Genomic DNA, 24175 nt, shown 5'->3' with positions numbered 1-24175 from the left:
ATTCATTCATTACATTTTAATGGTTGAATAAAAATTCTTTTGTATTAATCATAACCCAGATAATGTCTTCATAGGCATCTTTTTCAGCTTGTCCCATCGACAACTTCTTCGGGTCAGCTTTCGATTGTTTTCGTTTTTTCTTCAAATGTTTCAATGCTGTATCGAGTTCGTTTTGTGTTGGTAACCGAGACAGGGCATGCAAATATAATTCGTTAATATGGGTTTGATCATCTTTCATTTTATCACGCGCCAGCTGGGCTGCTCTTCCATCTGGAGCGGAAAGAAGTTTCTGCATCGCATAGGAATTGATGAGATGCAGGCTTTGGGATAAATCAGCATTCGCTGTTCGCTCGCATTCACAAGCGGTATCCATTTGCGGTCGGCCGAACACGCGCAGAAAGAATGATTCCAGGTTGGCTGAATCATCGGGTAGTGCGACGGCACGGACTCCCACTGGTTGATGATTGAAATTATTCTTCGCGCCGGCTGTATCATTCATTGCATCAAGCATTACCTCGGCAGTGAGTCGGCGGGGGTAATATCGTGCATAGTTTTGTTCGTCATCTTTGTTGTGTTCGTTGGGGAATGAACTGAGTTGGTAGGTGCGACTATTACAGATAGTACGGCAGACTTCTTTTAAATCATAATTTGATTTGACAAACGAATCTGCTAAAGCATTAAGTAATGCTGGATGAGTTGCCGGGTTTGTCACCCGAATATCGTCTTCCGGTTCAACAAGTCCTCGTCCAAAGAAATGTTTCCAGTAACGATTCACGAGCATCTTGGCGAAGAAGGGATTCTTTGGCGAAGAGATCCAATTTGATAAGTCAATCCTTGGATCTCTTTGCGCAGGGATTTCCAACGCGACTTCGTCGAGAGGCGTGGGTTTGAGTTCGCGATCAGTGTTGGGATTTTTGGCAACAGCCACAATACGTTTATGGTAGATGATGTCATCTTCAGGCAGCTTATAAACCTCTTTGCGTCCAATCGTATTAAAGAATGCCTGAAAGCCATAGAAATCATCCTGACTCCACTTTTCATAGGGATGGTGGTGACACTGTGCACATTGAATACGCACGCCTAGAAAAACCTGGGCAATATCTGACATCTGGTCTTTGGGATCTTTAACCGCTCTGTACCAGGAAACGGCTGGATTGGTACCAGGTTTACCACGGGCCGTGATTAACTCAGTCACAAATTGATCGAAGGGTTTGTTGCTGGAGATACTGCTTCGAATCCAGGCATGAAACCCGAATGTTTCTCGTGCAACCTGTTCCAGATTTCCTCCCGCTTTGTTACGTAAGATTCCCGCCCATTTCGCGGCAAATAAATCTGCGTACCCTGTGCTATCTAACAAGTCGTCAATTTTTCGAGTACGTTTGTCAGGTCGTTTATCTGACAAAAATTCTTGTGCTTGCTCTAAAGTGGGAAGCCTGCCGGTGATGTCTAATGTTGTGCGTCGCAGGAAGGTAGCATCATCACATTCTCCAGATGGTGGCAGCCCCAAGACCTTTAGTTTTGCAAAAATGTGTTCATCTATAAAATTACTTGGTTTAGGCAGATTGGGAGTGGGTTTACCTAACGGAATGGTTGCCATAAATACGGCAACATGTTCTTGAAAACGAATCATGACTGACGTGGTTCCCGTGAATTCCTTGACACGGACAACGCCATGCTCATCGACCTCTGCCATCATGGGTTGATTGGGCTTGAATTCTGCTTTGCGGGTAATATCACGCGATGTCCCATCAGAAAAGTATGCCATCACAATAAGCTGCTGTGTCGATTGTCTGGGGAGTACGCGATCTTTAGGGAAAAGTTCGATTCGTTCCACAATCGGATCGTTCTCAGGATCGTATTTCATCCCTTCTTGAATCCAACGTTTAATCAGATTGTATTCTGCTCCATTTTTTTCAAATCGTTTTCCACCATTATGCGGAATACCTCCCGTGGCTTTACGGAGCAGTAAACTTGTTTCGGGTGCTGCTGGAGAAACGCGTCGTCCTTGTGATTCTTTTGTGATGAATTCAAAATCATTACGCGGTTCATAACCAAGTAATGAGAGACGGAAGTTATTTTTTCCTGCTGGTGTGCCATGGCAGGCACCACTATTGCAGCCGGCACGAGTTAGTTGAGGAATGACATCATTGTAAAAACTGACGGCCCGTTGTTTTTCAAATGAAGAAACTTGGACAGGAAAGACAAGGGGAGTGATTGAATTGAGCTGTGCGGTGATGGTTGCCTGCCCATTCGCAATTGGTGTCACGTAGCCTGTTTTACTAACACGAACAACTCCCTCTGGCTCAACATGATAGCGCACTTCACGAGTCACATCGCGAATGCCCCCTGATTTTTCTTTCAGAGTGATCAATAATTGCTGCCGCGCGTCCGGATCGTTGAAAACAATCGTTTTCGCCTGGTTTGGGAGAAAGCCTGAGAGCTGATCGGCATAGGTCAGCTGAGGGTTCAGAATCAATAGAGCCCCCAGACAGGGGATAAGCAATCGGATTGCGAATTTTGAATTCATGGATTTATTCACATTTTGGCAGGATAATTAAGGAGTCACGGATTCTTTTTTAAGAGTGTGACCGTATGTATCGTGTTTGGCTAGGATAGAAAAACTCGAAACAAATATTTTGAATTTGCTGCGAAGCTGTAGGATCTTTGAAAAATAGATTGTTTTGCTGTGAATATCAAAAATTAATCTTGGGAGATTGTTTAATTAAATTGAACTTGTGTTTCTATTCTAATCGATGGAGAATACATTACAATACGTTGATGTATTCTTGTACGAAAAGCCACACGAGTTTTTTTGTCGATTGGGATGATTAGAATGAGTGTTACTTCCAATAATCGCCGCTGTGCGGGACCTATGAAACGGCGAACGTTCCTTGAAGTAGGGGGATCAAGCCTCTTAGGCTTAGGGATGGTTGATATTCTTCGTCAACAGGCAATCGCAAAGGCTGCCGGCGTTTCTCTTAATGATACTTCAGTGATATTCGTCTGGCTTCCCGGCGGTCCTCCGCATATGGAAACCTATGACATGAAGCCGGGCGCGCCGGCTGAATATCGGGGTGAACTAGGCCCGATCCACACAAATGTACCTGGTATCGACGTTTGTGAAATGCTACCACAGCATGCCAAAGTAGCCGATAAATTTAATTTGATTCGTTCAATTCATCATGAGTTTGCCGATCATGGAGGCGGCCATAAACGATTAATGACAGGTCGGGTTCCCGCGACACCAGTGGGAACTGTCAATGATGCACCTGCAGTCAGTAGCATTGTGAAAAAGATGTTACAAAAAAATGGCAATGAAATGCCGGTTTGTGTAAGTGAAGTCGATTCCTCTCGCGCCTCAATTGATACCTTTGCCATGGGGCCCGCTTATCTCGGTGCTTCAATGACTCCATTTATAGTGGCAGGAGATCCCAGTGCTCCTGATTTCAAAGTGCAAAACATCGGAGTCAAATCTTCGATGGAAGCCCGCCTGGACGATCGGATTGCCATGTTGAATGGGATTGATAACTTTCGGCGAGATGTCGACAAAAGCGGTTCGATGAAAGCAATGGACAGCTTCAATCGCCAGGCTGTCGATATGCTGACGAGTGAAAAAGTGCGTAACGCATTTGATCTCTCCAAGGAACCAAAAGAAATACGCGATCGCTATGGTTGGAATGCTTATGGCCAGCGGGCTATTTTGGGACGACGACTCGTCGAATCTGGTGTGAGGTTTGTCACAATGGTTTGGGAGCATCCCTATCCTGGCAAAGGAACTCCCAAAACAGCGGCATATAACTGGGATTCTCACGCCGTCAATGCCCATCTGTTTAAAGACTGTGACTGGCGTTTACCACCTTATGACCAGGCTGTTTCAGCACTCATTGAAGATTTATATCAACGCGGACTGGACCGAAAGGTATTACTCGTAGTCACTGGCGAATTCGGACGAACTCCAAAAATCAATGTACAACGTGGAACACAAACGGGTGTGATGCAACCTGGTCGAGATCACTGGCCAAAGGCCATGTCTGTCCTTGTTTCCGGTGGTGGAATGCGAACCGGTCAGGTTATTGGCGCAACCAATCCCAGAGGTGAATATCCTGTTGAACGTCGAATGACCCCCAATGACCTTTGGGCCACCGTGTATCGTCACCTGGGAGTTGATCATGAACATGTTTTACATGACCTCCAGGGGCGGCCTGTGGCGATCTTGCCCTTCGGCAAACCGATTCGTGAACTCCTGCCAACATCCGCCTGAATAACTGGTTAGAGACTTCTTTCTGACCTATACCCTGTGCCCAGTTTTGGTTCAAACGGGCTCGCTTTCGGAGTAAAGCACGATCTTTTGTGGCAATTTGTGCGCATCTGACATTGATTCACGATTCTTAAAAAAGCTGTTTCAAGTGTGTGACCGAATCAGATGAGAGTCGTTTTCTTGATCCACACACTGAACGAAACAATCAGTCAATTCTGCTACTCATTCGTTGTTTTCCTGAAGAACGCATTCATTGCTCTCTTACCATCTGTTATCCGGTGCCTGCTTGGCAGTCCAAAAAAATAAGATGTGTAAAAAATCACATCTAGACACAGGGTACAGCTGCGTTGTTAAAATGAGAAAGTTCTGAGTCTGGAACGGTTCCAGACTCAACTCATATCAGAAACCATGGACATTGCTGTTTGACCTGGGCCGAAACAGCTTCCGCGCCAAGTTAATTCTGGGCACGTTAGTAGTAATCGGCCGCCTGTCTATCTTGCGGCTTTCTGCTCGCACCCGGTAATAGCAGTGTTACAGTGAGCCAAACGCGTTTCAGCATCATCTGGATCCTGATTTCGTGCCAACTCTATACTCTCCACACGCTGAATCTCAGCGTTATGGGGAATCACTGCCTTGGCACAGACTGAAAGGGCTCTGCGTTTGCAGAGTTGATGAGATGAAACGAATTTACGTTAATCTTCTGCAATGGTTCGCTAAACAACACACTACTCCGCGACGGTCTCGCTCTCAAAAGTCACGACAAATCGAGTCGCTCGAAGTGCGAACGATGCTCGCGGCTCATCCTCTGGCTGACGCGCCTGATGTCCAATTTCAAATCGAAAACGACTGGGGTTCCGGACGAACTGCCAGCTTAACTCTGACTAACGATGAAGCGATTGACTTCACAGACTGGCAACTCGAATTTGATTATAGCGGCGAAATTCAGTCACTCTGGAACGCCGAGGTTGAGAATCTCGGAGGCGGCCGCTATCGAATAACACCTCCGAATTGGGATAACACACTCGATGCAGGCGAGTCGCTGGCGATCGGCTTTGTTGCGGTTGGCAATCACAGCGAGCCAACCGGATTTGCTTTTCAAGGTAATGGGAACCCGGGAGATCCTGACCCGGACCCAGATCCTGTAGAGGGCGCACCGAACAAGCCGAGTGTGAGTGTTCTTTCAGAATCCGACGGCTTCCGTGTCACTCTGAATCTCTGGGCAGGAGATCCTGCCGATCATTGGAAATTATACGAGAATGGCGAACTGATTTACGAAGCCTCCTTGTCGGGAAGTTCGACTCCGCAAACAGATAGCCTGCTTATCACAAACAGAGACTACGGAGTTTTTCGGTATCAGGTCGAGGTCAGCAATGAGATTGGCGCAACTCTGAGCGATGAAGTGGTCTATATCGCTGGTGGTGCCAGTCCGATCGGCATTGAGGGAGTGGATGCCACCGAGCAGGCGCTGCAGGTCACCATTGATCAGGCGACTGTTGAATACACGCTGACTTCTTCTAGCGAATCTGCACAATTCAGCATTGCAACCAGCAACTCACGAGTGGTCCAGGCTGAAATTGTTAACGGCAATACGTTACGGATTACCGGTCTTGAAGCGGGACGGGCATCAGTGCGGATTACCGATGTTGAATCTGGTGAAGATCGCTATATTGGAGTTCGTGTACGCACAGAAAATGGTGAATTGCCCGGGTTACCCGACTATGTCACGATTGGATCAGTGAGCGAAGATACCACAGGCGATCTGGCGTTCTGGCAGGATTTTGATAGCAGTGATCCGTCGACCAACAAATATGTTGACTCGCGCTACATCTATCTCAACGGCGGTCCGATCAGTGGCTGGCGAAGTTGGGATCCAGACCGCGTGCATAGTTATCTTCGTGAAAGCCTCAAACTGGGAATGATTCCGCAATTCGTTTATTACAACATTCCTGATGCCGGCGAAAGCTATACGACGAACCTTGAGCATATCAACAGTCAGTCGTACATGGAAAACTATTTCCGTGACCTGAAATTCGTGCTGGATACCATCCGCACCGAAGCTGGTGACGAACTGGTGCAGATGATTCTGGAACCGGACTTCATTGGTTATCTGATGCAGAACGCGGATGCGCCGGCCAGTGCGATCACAGCGATGACGAGCGCGGCTTATAGCAGCGGTGTGTTACAAGCGGGTGTCGATCCACAGTTCGACAACTCGGCAGCAGGACTCATTCAGGCAATCAATTACACGATTAGCAGTTACGCCCCGAATGTGGAGTTCGGCTGGCAGTTCAACCTTTGGGCTTCTCCTGGCATTGAAACACCGATTCCCATAACCGGAATCGTACATCTGACTGATACGCTGGGTATCAATGCGGGACGTGCAGCGATTGCCCGCGAAGCGGAACTGATTGCGCAGTATTACATGGAAGCAGGGGTACTCAGCTACGGTGCGGACTTTATCTCTCTCGATAAATACGGATTAGATGCGGGGGCAGAGAACGGTGCCGCCAGTAACCCGGAAGCCAGCACCTGGTTTTGGAACAACGATCACTGGCATAATTATTTATTGATTGTCCAGACCCTCACAGAAACGACGGATCGAGAAATGGTTCTCTGGCAGATTCCCGTCGGCCACATCAATGACAGCCTTGCGCAGAATCCCTACGATGCGAATGGAGTCTTTGATCCACTCACCAACACGACACGCCAATACGAAGACTCTGCCCCCACATTCTTCTTGGGGGATACATTCACGGCAACCGGCGATCGTCTGGAATATTTTTCATCAAATGATTTCGGCGATGACAAGCTGACCGTTTCGGGTAATACCATCACCTGGGGCTCTCATATTGAAGAAGCACGCGCTGCGGGTGTGCGGCAGATTCTCTTTGGCGCCGGTGTGGGAATCAGTACCGATTCGATTGGCAGCGAGCCCACGGACGATTACTGGTGGATTACCAAAGTTCAGGAATACTATCAAAATCCTGTTCCTCTGGATGTCGTTGTTGATCCTCCTGATGTGAAGCCTTTCGTCAGCATCAGTGGAGCGACTGTCACTGAAGGAGACAGTGGATCGGTTCTGGCTACTTTGACGATCTCCCTTTCAGAGCCTGCGACTGAGTCAGTGACCGTCAATTACCAGACCTCCAATGGAACGGCCACCGCCGGTGAAGATTATGAAGCGGCCAGTGGGCAGGTTTCATTTGCCATCGGAGAGACTTCGAAGACGATCACTGTTCGCATCTTTGGCGACACAGACGTTGAACCTGATGAACAGTTCTATGTGACTTTGAGTAGCCCCGTGGGTGCCGTTCTCGACAACAGCCTTTCAGTTGCCACCAACACGATTACCAATGACGATGTTTCCTCGACCGAGAACGATGTGATGGTCACGACGCCGTTCGAAACAGCCGTGACGATTTCCATCGGTACGTCTACGGGAGGCGACCCGGACTTTGGTAGCCATGTGCAGCAATATGTGAGTGGCACACTGTTTCCCAGTCAATATAGTCAAGTGCAGCTCGATGCGCTGGTCAGCAACTATTATGACCAATGGAAGTCGGATTGGCTGCGCGTTGATCCCGGTGGTAACGGGTACCGGGTTGTCATGGATTCATCAGGTCGTACCACATCCGAAGCGCAAGGGTATGGTATGTTGATCCTGTCACACCTGGATGGTTATGATCCCAATGCCCAGGCGATTTTCGATGGTCTCTTCCGATATTCTCGTGCCAATCCGAGTGTGGGTAATCCAAATTTGATGGATTGGGCACAACCGGATCCTAACGGAAATAGCAGTGCCTTTGATGGGGACGCCGATATCGCTTATGCCCTGTTAGTGGCCGATGCCCAATGGGGCAGTGATGGTGAGATCAACTACCTTCAGGAAGCGATCACGATCATTAACGCTATGTATGATTCGACCATCGGACCGGAAAGCCATCTGCCGATGTTAGGCGATTGGGTCAATCCCAATGGTAGCCAACACAGTCAATGGACCACTCGCACCAGTGATTTCATGTATGGTCACTTCCGCGCATTTGAAGCAGCCACACAGACCGGAGCCTGGAACGAAGTCATCACTGCCACTCAGGATGTAATGACGAAATTGCAGCAGCAATCAGGAACGGGACTGGTTCCCGACTTTGTGATTGTTGATCCGGTGACCGGCTCTGTTTCTCCCGCCCCTTCCGGGTTCCTGGAAGTCAATGATCAGCATTACTGGTACAATGCGGGACGTGTTCCCTGGCGACTTGGTACGGACGCTGTTTTGAGTGGCGATGCCGTCTCCATGACACAAGCGCAGATGCTGTCTGAATTCTTTCAGCAATCTTCAGGTGGTAACCCCTCGCAGATTCTAGGCGGCTATGCCCTCGATGGAACACCCCTGAATAACTGGAGCGATCCGTTCTTCCGTGCAGCGGTCGGCGTCTCTGCCATGACCGGATCGGATGCGGCAGATCAGGCGTGGATGAATGCCGTCTTCGACAGTGTGGCCACCACGCATTCCAATTACTACTCAGATAGCGTTTCCATGCTGACCATGCTGGTCATGTCGGGGAACTTTATCGATGCGTCATCATCGTCGGGTGAGAGTGTAACACTGCAATCGTTCACACAGCCTGATAATGGTCAGGTCGTTGACAACCAGGATGGCACACTCACTTACACGCCGAATACTGATTTCTCTGGAAACGACAGTTTTACTTATACGACGGTCGCAGAGTCAGGCGGTATCACAGTCACGACGGTACATGTCACCGTGGAGCTTTTTGTTGTGGTTGTACCTGAGATGTCCATTAACAATGTGACTGTCACAGAAGGTGATAGTGGCACTTCGCAAGCCGTGTTTACTGTTTCGCTGGATCAACCGACGACAGAGTTGGTTACTGTGCAGTTTGGCACACAGAACGGTGCCGCGATTGCTGGTCAAGACTATCAGGCTGCCAGCGGACAGTTGGTCTTTCAACCGGGAGAGATGACGAAAACGATCACGGTGTCGATTTTAGGAGATACTGTGATTGAATCCAATGAAGATTTCCGGGTTGTACTCAATCAAGTTGTGGGTGCTACCTTGACATCAGCAACCGGTATCGGCACGATCCAGGACAACGATGCACCGGCTCCCACAGCCCAAGTGGACTTTAACGTGGTGAATGCCTGGAACAGCGGGTTCCAGGGGGCGATCGAAATTAAAAACGAGAGCAGCGAGTCATTGGATGGTTGGACACTGGAGTTCACCTACGATGGCGAAATCACGGATATCTGGAATGCCGAAATCGTTTCTCGCGTCGGGAATACTTACGTGATTCGTGGTGCATCATGGAATCGAGATATTCCACCCAACGGTACGACTTCGTTCGGCTTTATCGGTACTCCCGGAGGGCTTGAAGAGCTCCTCTCAGACTTCAGTATTAACGGCAGTCCGACTTAAAGAGTCGGTTGAATTCATTTTAATATGGAACTCATGTATTGAGTTAAAAAGAAGTGTAAAAAATTGTCTTACGGATTGCTTCGTAGAAAAGCTACCTCCGTTTGATCTTCTCGTAAATTACGAGTCATGATACACCATGCTGTATGAAACAGACAAGCAAATCTCCGATGAGTCAAAAGTATGAGATAATGAAAAAGGTCTGGATCATTAATGGTGAAAAATTTGCCGTTATAGAACCCTCGCCAATTATTCGAACGAGTGATCTGTCTTTCGTTTTTGCAATTCACGATGTTCATCTTCGGGTGGATTCCTGCTTTTCAGTAAAATTCGAGGGCGCATCTTTTTTGAGTGTGTGTCTCAGGCGGGAGCTGTGCGCGTTTATTTTTGTCTGAGATATTTCTTGCGATGCTTTTCCAGCGCTAATTATTCTGGATGATGTAAGTGTTGTCTCGTTGTTAGGGATGCGTCTGTGATTGTAGATTATTGGATTTTGGTTGACTCGGTATTTGTCTTGATTTCATCACGATCTCGGAAAACAGATTTGCGCAGTTTTGTCTCGGATATGGTAAAACGACACCTTAAAACTTGTTATTTTTTGTTGAAAATGATCCGAAACGGAGTCATCCATACTGCACATCCTGAAGTGGTTTTGTTGGCCGTTTCAAAAATTGGTCTCTTTCCAAGGGTTTTTATAGTGCTGAGAAGTGTAGGGGGGCAGAACTTCATCGGCGAAATTTCACTGCCTCGCGCGCGCGACGCAGAAATCAAGAGTTTCGAAAACGGCAGGGACAGGTCAAGATGAAGATGGGAACTTTTTTAGAAGACAAGAGCGCAAGTGAGCCCGGTGATTATTTGCTGATCAATGAAGAAATACGGCACAAGACCATCTCCACTGATTCGAGAGCTTCCAGATGAAGTCCAGGGAAATTCACACATGGGTGACTTGGGAGATTGTTTGAGCAGAAAGTGACTAGAAGTGATCGAGGGCAAACTTTCAATAATTCAACCACAGGCTTCGTGTTGCGCGATTGGCTGATATTTTGTGACTTCTGACAGTGAATCACTACGTGCGACAGTTTTGTATAACTGGAATCCATCACAAAGTATTTTCTGAAACGATTTTGATATCTAGACACTTTTTGAACCGAACGGCACACACCAGAGAAATCCAGCATGAATTTCTTCTATTCTTCCAGCGAAGGATATGATTCGGCCGAGAATGGATGATATCAACTCAGTAGAAAGCCAAATCGTTAAAGAGCTTATCGCGTGGCTGAATAAATTGACCATACGAGGTATTAAATCTGGCCCAGGTTGTACTTCCGACTCGTGGAATGAATTTCTCAAACGACACGGTGAAATACTTTGGGATTACGACTTCTTCTCCGTGAAATCTGTGAAAACCAACGGGTTTTAACGAAAGTAGAGTTACGTTATTCGGAATCGTTCTGTTTGAGTTTGCGGTAGATCGTTTTTCGGTCGAGGCCGAGGATGCGTGCGGCTTGGGTTTGATTCCCTCCGGTGGCTTCCAGCACATGGGTGATGTAGCGGCGTTCAAGATCTTCCAGTGAGACGAGTTCGTTTGGATCGAGACCATCAATCAGGATTTGATTGCTATGATAGTTCGTGATTTTTTGAGGCAAATCGGCGATGGTAATCTTATCGTGCCGTGTTAATGCGACTGCGCGTTCCATCACGTTACGTAATTCGCGAATGTTTCCAGGCCAGTGATACTTGATTAACTTCTCTGCCACTCCCTCTGCCAGATCCGTTGCGTGTTTGTTTTCGGTTGTAGAAAACTGTTTGAGAAAGTGCTCTGCCAAGCGTAAAATATCAGTTCCGCGTGAGCGAAGCGGTGGCAAGTGCAATCCAATAACGTTAATGCGGTAGTACAGGTCTTCCCGAAATCGTTCGTCGGCAACCGCCGCTTCAAGATCGCGATTGGTAGCACAAATCACACGGACATCAAACGGTGTTTCCTTGTCTGATCCAACTGGTCGCAGCACGCGTTCTTCTAATGTTCGCAACAGTTTGACCTGCATCGACATTGGCATTTCGCCCATTTCATCAAGCAGCAAGGTGCCGCCGTTTGCTTCCAGGAACAATCCGCGGCGTTCACTACGGGCATCCGTGAACGCCCCTTTGACGTGACCGAACAATTCACTCTCTAACAGAGATTCCGAGAGAGCAGCGCAATTGATCGCTATAAATGGATTGTTTGCCCGGCGCGAATGTGCATGGATGGACCGCGAGACCAGTTCCTTACCGGTGCCGCTTTCGCCGGTGATCAACACGCCCGCGTCAGAACCCGCTACTTGTTCGAGTTGGTCGTACAAAGCCTGCATCGCAGGGCTGCTGCCGATCATGTCTCCGAACGAACGGACGGGTTGATTGGATTCTTTTAACAACCGTACCTGTTCGGTGAGTCGCCTGTGATCAATCGCTCGACGAACTGTGATCGCTAACAGATCCATTTCAATCGGCTTGGTGATGAAATCATATGCTCCCGCCCGTATCGCAGAAACTGCGGTTTCCAGACTTCCAAAGGCTGTCATCAGGACGACAGGTATATCCGGTCGAAATTCGGTGAGTTGTTGACAGAGTTGTAAACCTGTCGTCCCCGGCATACGAATGTCAGTCAATACAACATCATAGTTATCCTGATCGATTGCCGTAATGGCCTTCGCGGCATCGGTGAACCAGTCAACATGCAGGCCACGCAGTCGTAAATCGGTTTCGATGAGTTCGCACATTGACTGTTCATCATCAATCACCAGAATTCGTGGCTTGTCAGAGTTTTCGTTCATTGCAAATCTTTCTGATTGTCTAACGGCAACCACACTCGAAATGTTGTCCCCTGATCCTTCTTGCTCGCGACATCGATCCACCCACCATGTTCACGTACAATTCCATAAGCAATTGAAAGTCCCAAACCAGTTCCTTCACCCACATCTTTTGTTGTATAGAATGGTTCAAACACATGCTCGGTTTCAGTATCTGTCATACCCGTTCCAGTGTCGATTACTTCCAGACAGGAAAACCGATTTTGTTCTGATTCAATGATCGCCGGTGGTTGAATCTCCTCTGAATGCACTTTGATCAAAATCTTGCCGCCATCGGGAATCGCCTGTATTGCGTTACTGATGAGGTTGGTGATGACCTGTTGTATTTGCCCAGTATCTCCCACCGTTGTCACTGGTAAGTTCTCATTAGCGTCTACTATTAGGTTTACATGTGCTTTCTTTGCCAGTGGTTGCATTAGTTCGCACGTTTTTTGAGCAAGCTGGATGAGGTTGATTGACGCATGCTCTGTTCCAGTGCGACGAGCAAAGTCGAGCAGTTGACGGATAATGGCGGTCATCCGTTCGACTTCTTTTTGAATTGCCTGTGCGCTTGAACTGACTTCTTCTGCAGAAAGTTGTCCACTGGAAATTAAGCCTGCCCGTCCCGAAACAACATTCAGTGGAGTACCCAACTCATGGGCTACTCCGGCAGCCAGTGTGCCGACTGTACCCAGTCGATCAATATGTCGGAGCTGTTGCTGTGTTTGTTGCCTCGTTTCTTTTTCTGTTTCAATCGTTGTTCGCTGTTGCTCCAATCGACGGCTCATCTCACTGATTGCGAATGCAAGTTGACCAAATTCGTCGTTAGAAGTAATTGCAGGAGGTTGACCGAATTCTCCCTCGCCAATCTTTTCAACTTGTTTCATTAACTTTCGTAACGGACTGGCAATCAGTTTCAAGCCACCCCAGTAAATCACAAAACCGGAAAGCAGGGTCACTCCGATTAATAACAACACTGAAGCTTGAAAGGAGCGGTGAATATTAGCCTCAGAATCCATTAACGGTGTTGCCACTTCGACTGTTCCGGGGACTTCTCCGGCAAGAGTGAGTGGTACGTAAGTCAATTGCTTCGCGTTGCCGTCGTTATCCGAAATGGAAATGCTCGAAATACTGCGAGTAAGTGTTTCCGTATCTGTGGGGCGAACACCTGGGATCTGTTGAACATCGTCAGGTTTCTCCGGGTCGATCCAACGCATCGCAGGTCCTGAGGTCGTTCGTCGGGCGACTTCAATTGCCTGTTGAATCCGCACCGTACCACCGTCTCGATAAGCTTGTTCAATGGTAGGCTTGAGTGCATTCACCAGATCGACAGCACTCTCTTCATATGATTGTTGAGACCATTCACGCTGCTGCTTAAAAGTTTGCCAAGAGAACAACGCGACAATTCCCAAGACCCCCACCATGAATATTAGAATCAGTTTGGCTGCCAGTTTCATTCATGTCTTTCCTTGTCGGAAATGTTTATTGGATGGGTTGAAATGTCAGCGAATTCTCGTTTCGACAGGCATTATAACAGTTCGAGTACATGATCGGGAACCCAGCCGATATGACCGCGCGTGGTTTGGATCTGCGTCCAAGAACCTCGGTGGGCCAGGGTTTGCACTCGATGGCCTTCAGCGGAATCCAATACGACGACTTCGGCGAATTGTTCTCCGTCTCCCTCATGTAATTGTAAACGTTGTTCAACAATGACTGCATTTCCTTGCTGAGTTGTGTTTTCTGCATGGAAGTGCATCGAAACCAGGGAGACGACTAATAGTAATCCCGGTAGTGTGGCGCATTTCCACAATGATAGCTTATGGCCCATTGTTCGCAAGATCACAAGTCCCCAAAACGTGAGTGATGAAAGTACAATTACTACCATAATAGCCTGTTGACCAACCATATTGATCAAGACCGAGTTTCCATTTTTCAATTTTAACAGCAGGCCCTTGTCAAGACTCGTGAGTTCTTGCGGTGTCGTCTCTATTTGCACTATTGCCTGAGCTGCATTCAGGTTCGCTTGAAACTGCCGATTATCTGGCTGTAACTTCAGTGCACGTTCGTAATTTGCAATCGCGCGACCAAGTTGATCGGATTGCAGGTACGAATTGCCAAGATTGAAGTACAGATCGGCATTCGAGATCCCCGAGTTGACCAGCAACTGATACTTTTTCGCAGCTTGCAGAAATAGATCTTTCGCATCGACCATGTTCGTTTCTGCAAGAGCGAGTCCGTCGCGATACGATTCACTTGCTTCGTTGAAAATGATCTCGCGCTGTGCCTGATTAAGAACCACTTGCGGTGAGGGTACTGGGGCTGTTGCACTGGTATCGTTTGCCATCACGGTTGATGTCATTGATGCCAACCCCAGTCCCAGCAACAATGCAAAAGATTGAGAGACCTTAGCGTGTTTCGACTTCTTAACAGTAGAGCGGGGGGGACGAATATGACGATTGGACTGCGACTTCATGCGGGCGGTAAGTCGATTCACAAGATCGAGTGCCGTTGATTTTTGCAATTCGAAGTCAACATTGGTTCCATAGCCGACGTGGTCGTGGCTGAGCTGTTCGATCAACAATTCTGCATCTGCTGCCAGTTCGTACAACCCTGCAGAACGCATTGCTCCGATAGTAGGAGAAGACTCACTCAAATTCTCAGTTGTAACTGTTGAATCTTTAACAGGAAACAGTTTTTGCATATATCTCAGCAAGGCATTTGCAATCGTTGATTGATCCTCGGCATTTGAGATTTGTGCGATACAGCGATTTTGTGGTGATCGCAGAGAAGGCATACGTTGGGCAAACCAATGACGGTATTTGGCTGTCAAGGTAATGACCCAGACCACAGGCGGCAGAATAACAGCCAACCACCACCAGTTCCATGCAGAATGTGGTTCTTGCGACGTGAGTACACTTGATGACTCAAAATTGATCAATCGTGGCTCAAGTGTATGCATGCTTTCTGTTTTACTTTGTCCTTTCGAGTTTGTGCTTTTTGCTCCCACAATGGTATCCAGTGCGAGTGATTCTGCTTTCTCCACGGTAATCGCAATGGGAGCTGAGTGTACTGTTTCAAACTTTTCGGTTTCCGGATTGAAGAAACTGAATGGAATCGCAGGGATCTCGGTGATACCTGCTTTACGAGGACGAATTGTTGTTGAGAAGACTTTACTATCATCTTTGACGTAGCCTGCCAGGGGCTGATTCGAGACCTTGAATTTTTTTAACTTAGGCAATTCTGACAAAGGTGGAGCCTGTACCAGTTCCATAGGACCAGTGCCGACGATACCAATATTGAGAGTAATCGAATCGCCTGCATGCACATTGACGGGTGATGCTTGGGTAACGATGTTATACTGTCCGACTGCTCCACGATAATCGGAAGGGCGACCTTCCGTTGGTACTGGTAACACTTCGGTGGTATCAACTGTGGCCTCTGCAACGACAGGCCTCGAAGATGTCACTGATAATCGATTGCTGAATGAAGATGACATAAAGCTTCCACCAAACGGACTGTCGTCGAAGAAACTATCGAATGGATCACGGGAGCGGCCAAGGGCTGTGGGATAGTTCACCACGATCTGTAGATCATCGCCAGAAATTTTGCCAGCCTTCGTGGGGTAGACCTTGGCATTAATCTCGTACATGTAATAAGCTCGTTCTTCACCTTCACCGTTATCGTGCAACACCTCTTTTCCGCCAGGACGTTGACGTTTTTTTGTCATTTCTTCAATGCGATTCTGGAAAGAACCCCATGATGTTTGATCGGAGATCATGTTCCACATATCGCCTTCTGAGAGGGTGATTTCCCGTTCTTGATCGCGATATGGCTTGATGTAAATTCGAAGTGCCAAATCGAGTGGTTGTCCGACAAAGACCTTTTCTTTTTTTCCTTCAATCTCTACAAATAACAGATCCCCGGTTTCACTTTTTGTGGCGACCATCTTGATTCCTTCCGTTTTGACTTCTTTCCCATCGACTTTGAACGTGAGCGGGGGAATCTCGAACGTGCCTGCGCGACGTGGTGTGATCAGATAGCGCAGAACCACACTGCGGTTTTCGCTGCGGCGACCGTTGATAATCGTCACTTGTGAACTTTGCGATGGTGCTCCGGCGGAACGAATCTCGATTCCGTCAATTTGGGGTAAAGTGGGCTGTTCGTAATCACTGGCATTGTTGATGGATATCAGTAGCTGAATCGGTGAGCCAACATAGGCCTCGCGAGAAGAGAGACGCATAGATACATCACCAGCGAACGCAGAACTACCTGCGATCCCGACAATGAGTACGGGCAGTATAGATCGAAGATAATGATTTGAATGAAACATGATTCTTCCAGTATTTATAGTTCGAAAATTACCAGTTACGGTCAACGTGAACTTGTCGAGTTCGTTCGAGTTGTTGTTGCTGTAATCGACGCAGCATATTGCGGTCGCGTACTGATTGCAGCAACTTCAGGGCTTCTTCTTTATTCATTAAACCGGGTTTCTCATTTTGAGCTGCGATTCCATATTTGTCTTTTGAATTCTCTTTCAGAGGCTGCTCTTGATCAGAAGTGAGTTCTCCGGAGGGAACTTTTTTATCCTCTGGCTTTCCTTTATCTTCAGCCTCTTTTGGCTCAGTGGGTTGCGGCGACTGCTCAGCTTTCTTTGATTGTTGTGACTGAGGCTGCATTTGTTTGTTCTCAGGATCAGATTTTTCTGAAGGTTTTTGTTCTTCACCAGGTTGTGGTTGTGGCCTTTGAGAGTCCTCTTGAGGTTCTCCCTTTGAACCTTTCTGTTGTTGTTGTTGTTGTTGTTGTTGTTGTTGTTGTTGCTCGGGTTTCGATTTCTGTTCCGAGTTTTGTTCCTTGGATTCCTCAGAGGGTTTTTGATTCTGCTTTGATTGCTGGTCCTGCTTCTGTCGTTGATCAGACTTCTGTTTCTGGTCTTCATTTGGCTTCTGTTGGTCTTTTGACTGCTGCTGTTGATCTTTCTGATCTTTCTGTTGTTCTTTTTGTTGTTCTTGCAAATCCTTGATAAACTGAGCGGCGAGCTCGATATTGGCGCGGGCATCGGCGTTGTTCGGGTTTCCTCGTAATGAGCCACGGTAGTGCTCTATGGCGGTTTTCAATTGTTCAATCGCAGCCTGGTTATCCTTTTCTGCGAGTTGCGTACCATTAGTGTAATGACAATTACCGAGGTTATACCGAGCGCGCGCTGCGATGTTGGTTTCCCCGTCACCTGCGACGGTGGAAAACATCTCTGCCGCCTGTTCCATGTTACCTTGACGGTATAGCGCGACCGCTTCATTATAGTTCAACTCTGTTTGATCGTTCGTAGTTGGCTCAATCTGCTGATACTGCTCTAATGCTTTCTCAAACTTTCCATCTCTTACGAGTTGATTTGCGACGTTAATTTGCTCGGCACTGTTCTGTTGAGAAGGAATGTTCTCTTCAGCAGCGCTGAGTGTCGCTGTCGGCATCAACATCACGAGCAATCCCAGGAGTGCAGCCACAGCGCTTTTGGAAGTAGAACGGTTTTCAGTTGTCGTGTTTTTCTTGGTGGCTGGAATTGCATTCGCGGTTGGTGACTTCTCCCTTCGTCGGGCTGTCGAAAGAAGCACTTCCAGTAACAAGAGCAGAAAGGCTGGGAATGCAAACCACTGAAATCGTGGTGTGTAAGCGCTGATTGTTGCTGTTTCAAACTCGGTTTGTTCGATGTTTGCTACATAGTTGTGATAGACAGCAGCCATATCGACCTGTTTGGTGCCTGCAGGGATGTAAGCACCATTGGTGTCAGTGGCTATCTGGCTGAGGATGGTTCCATTCATTTTTGACCAGACCTGTTCGCCTTGATATTCTACGAATTCCTGACTGCCTTGTTCGGTTTCCGGGATACGTGCTCCTTGATCCATGTCTCCGAGGCCCACGGTAAAGATACGAATGCCATTCTTTGTGAATGCCGCTTTTGCCGCTTCTACTGGTTTGCTCTCCTGGTCTTCACCATCTGTAAAGACGACAATGGCTTTGTGGTCGTTCGTTTTATTAATGAACCCTGCGGTAGCCGCCCGGATCGCGTCGCCGAGTAACGAGCCGCCGCGTCGAACACTGTGAGGGCCGACAGCATCCAGTGTCTGTTTGAAGTCTTCATAGTGATTGGTCAGCGGCACCGATTGCCGTGTCTCACCCGCGAAGACAACCAAACCGACACGGTCTCCGGACATCTCATCGACCATGTCTTTGATCTGTTGTTTCGCCCGGTCCAGTCGATTGGGAGAGACATCTTCTGCAAGCATACTGCGTGACACGTCAAGTAGAAACATCACTTCAATCCCTTTTTGTGGAACTTCACGTTCAGTCTTTCCCCAACGAATGTCGAGCAATGCAATTGCCAGTAAACACAAGCTGCCGACAATCAAAATGGAAGAGAGCCAATGTTTTTGTAACCGAGGCGTTAAGAATAATTTGTCAGTCATGTTCGCTGAGGCAAATTGTCTCGCGGCGCGGTGTTTTGCCACAGCTGCATAGCCAGCGAATAACAGGCTGCCTGCTGCCGCAATGAGCAGAATGATATTAGTCGGATTGCCGAATTGAATGTCCATGATATATTTTCTCTCTTGAGCTTAGTCTGTTTTTCTCTATTCAGTTCAACTCTCTTAACCATGTTTGATCAAGCACAAACCGTGTCAATAACAGCACGAAGGCGATTAACAATAGTGGAGGTACATTGATGAGACCGGCCTGGTACGGCTGGACTGCGAGTTCGCGGTAATCGGTATAGTGTTTGGCTTCAACTTTCGTCTTTTCCAGGGTGTCGATCTCCTTGTAAATATTTTCCAGCGAGTCGGTGTCGGTTGCTCGGAAATATTTTCCATGAGTGAGATCAGCCACTTTCTGAAGTGTTTCTTCGTCTATGTTAACCGGCATCCACTGGACGACTTGTTTGCCGCTGAACGGGTCGGTTACCGGCACAGGTGCTTCTCCTTTGGTTCCTACGCCGATGGTGTATACTTTAATTCCCATGGTCTCTGCGAGTTCCGCTGCCTGAATTGGTTCTACCACACCAGCATTGTTTTCACCGTCGGTGAGCAAGATAATCACTTTACTTTTCACTTTCTCATCACGTCGTGCATCGAGTGCATTCAGCTTTTCTACTGCCAGCGAAATGGCATCGCCAATCGCTGTTCCATCTTCGCTTCGATTCGTGACGATTTTGGTCGTGTTCAATTGTGAGACAAGATGAGCATGGTCCAAAGTCGGCGGTGTGATACCATCGGCATAACCTGCGAATGTGATCAGACCTACGAGATCGTTGAATCGACCATCCAGATCCTCTTTTCCTTCTACAAACTTCCCAGCCACGTTTTTAATGGCAGTAAGGCGATCAACATGTTCGCCGTTGATTTTGAAATCCATGGCCTGCATACTGCCGCTACGGTCGACGACCATTTCGATGGCGATTCCCTCGCTGGTCGTGACTTTTTGCTCACGTCCTTCGCGCGGTCTGGCCAGTCCCAGAATCATAAATAAAATGGCAAGCAGCGTCAGCGCGCGGGGCAACCAGTTGAGTCGTTGCCGTAGTGTCGGTGAAAGGTCTTTTGCCATTTTCAGTGAACTAAATTGAACAGCTGATTTTCTTTTCCTCGCAAACAAACACCACGCCAGGACGGGTAGTGTGAGCAGCAGTAAAAAATACCAGGGTGAGTCAAACATTAGGAAACCTCCGGATTCGCTGTTGCAGGGACTAATGGTTTTGATAACTCAGATATACTTCCACGGACGGTTTGAATCGCGGATTGCAACTCGTCCACACTTAAGTCTAGACCTGCGAACTTTGCTTCGTCTGCGAGTGACAAAACATTGCATAGATCGTCTTGCACCAGCTTGGAACCGATATTCCGATTGGCCAGCATTTGTGACAATTCGTGCGTTGTTTGTTGACCGGCCGGGGTGTCGTGCTGCTGGGCCAGGAAATGCTTCACAATATCTGTCAGCTCAGTGATTTTTTGATCGTTTTCATTGGGATTCTCTTTTACACTTACTGACAGTGCATCAAGTTGTTGCAGCGCCCATTTCTCTGGTGTGATCGAACGGCCTCGTACAGCCAGGACCACAAAAGCAAGGCAAGCCAGTGCGACGACACCGAGACTGGTCATTCCCCAGGTGGTCCATTGTGAGGATTCTTTAACCGGCACCTCCACATCGACAACAGACTGTATGTCGCGAAACTGTCTTGGATCTGCGCGTCCTTCGAGAACGCTGGTGACGTTGACGGGTTGAGCAGCAAGCTTGATGACTTCGATCGGTTTTGCTTGAACATTCTTTGAGCCTGACGAGACGATATTTACGGTCAGCGATGGAATTTCCAGATCGCCAGATTCAATACTTTCCAATGTCAGTGTGCGTTTCCACATTCGGCCCGAATCGACGGGGATATCAAACAAGTCTTGCGAGTCGATGACGTCGAAGGGGCCAAGTTGTTCCGTAACAGCAGGCCATACCAAAGTTTTCTCTGAGGGCGAGGTCAGTTCATAAGTTACTGTGAAGGGCTCCGCAACGCGAACGCTGGTCGTCGACATACTGATCGAGACATCAAAACCCTCTTGTTTGTAGGTTGTTTTGAATGGTTTCGCCTGGGCTAAGCCTCCGATCAAGGAGAAAAATAGTCCTGCCACGATGATTTTGAGTAGCCAAGATGAATAACTGTGTGATGTGCAGCAACTGTCGCTGTCTGAACATCCACGAATGTTGTGAAGGAAGTTCATGTTCGGCTCTCCCGTTTATGAAAATATCGTCGTAGAGGCTCCACTATATCGATACCGGTTTCGATATGAAGTGGCTCTAACCGCAGTCGCCGAAACATCGCATCGCGAGCTTCTGATCGCTCTTGATACAAGCGAGCATATGTTTCGCGATTACTGCGGCTGGAAGTATCAAAAGTGATGATTTCTCCGCTCTCGGCATCTTGCAGTCGTATCAGACCGACATTCGGCATCCTGGCTTCCCGCTGATCTGAAATGACCACAGGGACAATATCATGTTGTCGGCGGGCGATCTTCAATGTGGATTCATAGTTCTCATCCTGGAAATCGCTAATCAGGAACAGGACAGATTTACGGTTCGACACGCGGTTGAGGTGTTCCAATGCCTGTCGAATGTCGGTCCCGGTTCCCATCGGTTCGCAATACAGCATCTCTCGAATCAGACGCAGCACATGCCGCGAACCTTTACGAGTCGGGATGCTTTTTTCGATATGGTCTGTAAAGAGCGTGAGTCCGACCTTGTCATTATTTTTGATGGCAGACATGGCGAGTGTCGCCCCCAATTCGGTCACAACTTCTCGTTTGGTCTGTTGGTTGGTTCCGAAGCTTTGTGAACCACTGAGATCGATCAGCAACATCACCGATAGCTCTCGTTCTTCCCGGAATAACTTCACGTATGGTTCACCACTGCGAGCAGTCACATTCCAGTCAATGGTGCGGACATCGTCGCCGATTTGATACGGACGAACTTCTTCAAATTCAATGCCGCGGCCTTTAAAGGCAGAGTGCCATGTGCCCGCCAGCATTTCATCGACTTTGTGCGAAGTGCGAATCTGCACGCGGCGAATTTTCTGAATCACTTCTCGAGGAATCATGGTTATATCCATTCTTGGATCAGGGCAGGGCGCAGATCATCCTGTGATGGTACTGACCTACGCTCGCTACCGGACATCAAACGTCGTTCTGCTTAAAACTAAGGAGTGGGAATGTGGGCGAGAATCTCACTAACAATCGATTCACTGGCACGATCTTCAGCCTCAGCTTCATAGGTGATCATCACGCGATGACGTAATACATCAAGTGCGATCTCTTTGACATCTTCCGGTTTCACATATCCGCGACCAGCCAGAAAGGCATTCGCCTTGGAGGCCAGTGTCAGGTTGATTGTTGCTCGGGGGGAGCCACCAAACTGAATTAAGCCATCCAGGTTTAACCCATAGGCTGCCGGATTGCGTGTTGCCATGACCAGATCGACGATGTAGTTTTCGACTTTCGAGTCCACATAGATCTCATCAATTAACTTGCGAGCGTGGATGATTTCTGCAGGTGAGGTAACCGCATCGATCTCGTCGTTCGTAGTGGTTTTACTCATGCGACGCAGAATCTGTAGCTCTTCATCCCGGTTCGGATAGTCGACTACCACCTTCAACATGAAGCGATCACTTTGCGCTTCCGGCAGGGGATAAGTACCTTCCTGTTCGACTGGATTCTGAGTCGCCATGATCAAAAACGGTTCTTCGAGTGGAAATGTTTCTCCGCCGATGGTGACCTGTCGTTCCTGCATCGCTTCCAGCAACGCACTTTGCACCTTAGCCGGGGCGCGGTTAATTTCATCAGCGAGGATTAAGTTTGAAAAGATCGGACCTTTCTGAACAACAAACGATTGATCCTGCGGACGATATACTTGTGTGCCAATGAGATCGGCGGGCAGTAAATCAGGAGTAAACTGCAAGCGTTGAAAGTCGGTGTTAATCGCTTTCGCCAAACTTGCCACAGCGGTCGTTTTGGCTAGACCCGGGACTCCTTCAATCAACAGATGCCCGCGTGTCAATAATCCGATCAACATGCGGTGCACTAGTTTCTCTTGACCGACAAGCACTTGATTGACTTGCCCCACAATCCGTCGAAACGGCTCGCTGTGAGTTTCTATTTCCTTGGTCAAAAGCTTAATCTGATTCTTGATTTCTGATTGATTATTGTTAGTTGTGGATGGACTTGTCATGTTCAAACTCCTCAAATCCTAGAAAATGAAAACATGCCAGCTTGTTTGCGGCAATTTAACAAGAAGCATCTTGCATGCCAAACGTTTTGATTTCCTAAACCTGGAAATTATTCTGGATTTGATAATTAATTTCAATATAAGAGCAAAACGCACCTTCTCATTATCGCGACAGCCTGCCCCAGTGGGGCAAATTGCCTCATGATAGACTGTTGTGTCGCGTTCAAATTGAAACTGCTATGTGCAAATCCCAAATCAGAGTTTGCGATTAAAAATGAGATTGAATACATGGAGTAAATACGTATTATTATTGCGAGTGCCAGTTTTCCTTTTTTCTTCAGGCTCATTTTGTAGTAGAACCTCAATATGGCTCCTAAAATTACATAAGAAATGCGGCAGGCATTACATCAGCAACCAGATCGTCCACTCAAAATAGAAGATGATCAATCACAAAATGTTATGCCTTAGTATCACAGGATGTATATTCGACATTGGATTGATGCTGAGTTCCGTCGAGAATTGCAAATTGGCATCGACTAAGCAGACGCTGGTGATGTCGAGGAGTGGTATGTTGATGAAATTCTCAATGAAGCCCATGAGCGTGACGCTACAAAGACTGAGTAATGCTACTTCTAATACGCACTCTTCAGGCACGAGAAGATGTCCTGAGTATTTGGTCTTATATCGCACAGCATGATACGACTACTGCTGATAAACTTGTCCAAAAGATCAACGACCTATTAAAGTAGTTAGCTGCGAATCCTGGAATGGGGACATTACAAGAACAATACCGTGAATGCCTTCTTTGTTTTCCGATTGGTAAATATGTTATTTTCTATGAATAAATAGAAAATGGAATTCAAGTGATTCGAATTCTTCATGGAGCAAGAGGATTGGAAGATTTGTTATAATTTTCTT

11 protein-coding genes are annotated in these 24175 nt (G+C 47.6%); 2 read left to right on the top strand and 9 right to left on the bottom strand.

Annotated features, from left to right (window positions below):
- Nucleotides 1-16: 16 nt before the first annotated feature.
- Nucleotides 17-2527 carry a DUF1549 and DUF1553 domain-containing protein gene (locus V144x_RS19720; RefSeq protein ID WP_144987364.1) on the bottom strand — a complete coding sequence of 837 codons (2511 nt, stop codon included), beginning with the start codon at nucleotides 2525-2527 and terminating at the stop codon, nucleotides 17-19.
- A gap of 306 nt (nucleotides 2528-2833) precedes the next feature.
- Between V144x_RS19720 and V144x_RS19715 the strand changes: the two genes are divergently transcribed.
- Together V144x_RS19715 and V144x_RS19710 are read left to right on the top strand one after the other, a co-directional pair.
- Nucleotides 2834-4261 (top strand): DUF1501 domain-containing protein, encoded by a 1428-nt coding sequence (locus V144x_RS19715; protein WP_144987361.1) that lies wholly within the window; start codon nucleotides 2834-2836, stop codon nucleotides 4259-4261.
- Nucleotides 4262-4934: 673 nt separating this feature from the next.
- Nucleotides 4935-9692: a glycosyl hydrolase family 8 gene (locus V144x_RS19710; RefSeq protein ID WP_144987359.1), complete on the top strand. Its 4758-nt coding sequence runs from the start codon at nucleotides 4935-4937 to the stop codon at nucleotides 9690-9692.
- A 1433-nt stretch (nucleotides 9693-11125) separates the two neighbouring features.
- On the opposite strand, the gene V144x_RS19705 is transcribed toward V144x_RS19710, so the two are convergent.
- The 8 genes from V144x_RS19705 to V144x_RS19670 form a co-directional block, all read right to left on the bottom strand.
- A complete protein-coding gene (locus V144x_RS19705) occupies nucleotides 11126-12499 on the bottom strand; it encodes a sigma-54-dependent transcriptional regulator (protein ID WP_144987357.1) in 1374 nt (457 codons plus the stop codon).
- On the bottom strand, nucleotides 12496-13971 hold the full coding sequence (locus tag V144x_RS19700; protein WP_144987355.1) for a sensor histidine kinase: 1476 nt from the start codon (nucleotides 13969-13971) through the stop codon (nucleotides 12496-12498). Before V144x_RS19700 ends, V144x_RS19705 begins: the two co-directional genes overlap by 4 nt.
- A gap of 71 nt (nucleotides 13972-14042) precedes the next feature.
- A complete protein-coding gene (locus tag V144x_RS19695; RefSeq protein ID WP_144987353.1) occupies nucleotides 14043-16844 on the bottom strand; it encodes a BatD family protein in 2802 nt (933 codons plus the stop codon).
- A gap of 28 nt (nucleotides 16845-16872) precedes the next feature.
- The gene (locus V144x_RS19690; protein WP_144987350.1) at nucleotides 16873-19098 is read right to left on the bottom strand and encodes a VWA domain-containing protein; all 2226 of its coding nucleotides are present in this window, start codon (nucleotides 19096-19098) and stop codon (nucleotides 16873-16875) included.
- 40 nt (nucleotides 19099-19138) lie between these two features.
- Complete coding sequence (locus V144x_RS19685) at nucleotides 19139-20209, bottom strand: vWA domain-containing protein (protein WP_144987348.1); 1071 nt, start codon at nucleotides 20207-20209, stop codon at nucleotides 19139-19141.
- Nucleotides 20209-21261, bottom strand: a complete 1053-nt coding sequence (locus tag V144x_RS19680) for a hypothetical protein (RefSeq protein ID WP_144987346.1) — start codon at nucleotides 21259-21261, stop codon at nucleotides 20209-20211. Before V144x_RS19680 ends, V144x_RS19685 begins: the two co-directional genes overlap by 1 nt.
- Nucleotides 21258-22133, bottom strand: coding sequence for a DUF58 domain-containing protein (locus tag V144x_RS19675; protein ID WP_144987344.1), 876 nt, complete (start codon nucleotides 22131-22133; stop codon nucleotides 21258-21260). The genes V144x_RS19680 and V144x_RS19675 overlap by 4 nt, the downstream gene beginning before the upstream one ends.
- A gap of 98 nt (nucleotides 22134-22231) precedes the next feature.
- Nucleotides 22232-23260 carry an AAA family ATPase gene (locus V144x_RS19670; protein ID WP_197998534.1) on the bottom strand — a complete coding sequence of 343 codons (1029 nt, stop codon included), beginning with the start codon at nucleotides 23258-23260 and terminating at the stop codon, nucleotides 22232-22234.
- Nucleotides 23261-24175 lie beyond the last annotated feature (915 nt).

Source organism: Gimesia aquarii, assembly GCF_007748195.1.
In the GTDB taxonomy this organism is placed as follows: domain Bacteria; phylum Planctomycetota; class Planctomycetia; order Planctomycetales; family Planctomycetaceae; genus Gimesia; species Gimesia aquarii.
The sequence above is the reverse complement of the archived record's forward strand: the minus strand, read 5'-3'. Positions and strand labels throughout refer to the sequence as shown.

Coding starts and splice junctions, on each gene's coding strand:
- V144x_RS19675 (WP_144987344.1), bottom strand. CDS start 22,133: ATGATTCCTCGAGAAGTGATTCAGAAAATTCGCCGCGTGCAGATTCGC.
- V144x_RS19700 (WP_144987355.1), bottom strand. CDS start 13,971: ATGAAACTGGCAGCCAAACTGATTCTAATATTCATGGTGGGGGTCTTG.
- V144x_RS19715 (WP_144987361.1), top strand. CDS start 2,834: ATGAGTGTTACTTCCAATAATCGCCGCTGTGCGGGACCTATGAAACGG.
- V144x_RS19705 (WP_144987357.1), bottom strand. CDS start 12,499: ATGAACGAAAACTCTGACAAGCCACGAATTCTGGTGATTGATGATGAA.
- V144x_RS19690 (WP_144987350.1), bottom strand. CDS start 19,098: ATGGACATTCAATTCGGCAATCCGACTAATATCATTCTGCTCATTGCG.
- V144x_RS19670 (WP_197998534.1), bottom strand. CDS start 23,260: ATGACAAGTCCATCCACAACTAACAATAATCAATCAGAAATCAAGAAT.
- V144x_RS19710 (WP_144987359.1), top strand. CDS start 4,935: ATGAAACGAATTTACGTTAATCTTCTGCAATGGTTCGCTAAACAACAC.
- V144x_RS19695 (WP_144987353.1), bottom strand. CDS start 16,844: ATGTTTCATTCAAATCATTATCTTCGATCTATACTGCCCGTACTCATT.
- V144x_RS19720 (WP_144987364.1), bottom strand. CDS start 2,527: ATGAATTCAAAATTCGCAATCCGATTGCTTATCCCCTGTCTGGGGGCT.
- V144x_RS19685 (WP_144987348.1), bottom strand. CDS start 20,209: ATGTTTGACTCACCCTGGTATTTTTTACTGCTGCTCACACTACCCGTC.
- V144x_RS19680 (WP_144987346.1), bottom strand. CDS start 21,261: ATGAACTTCCTTCACAACATTCGTGGATGTTCAGACAGCGACAGTTGC.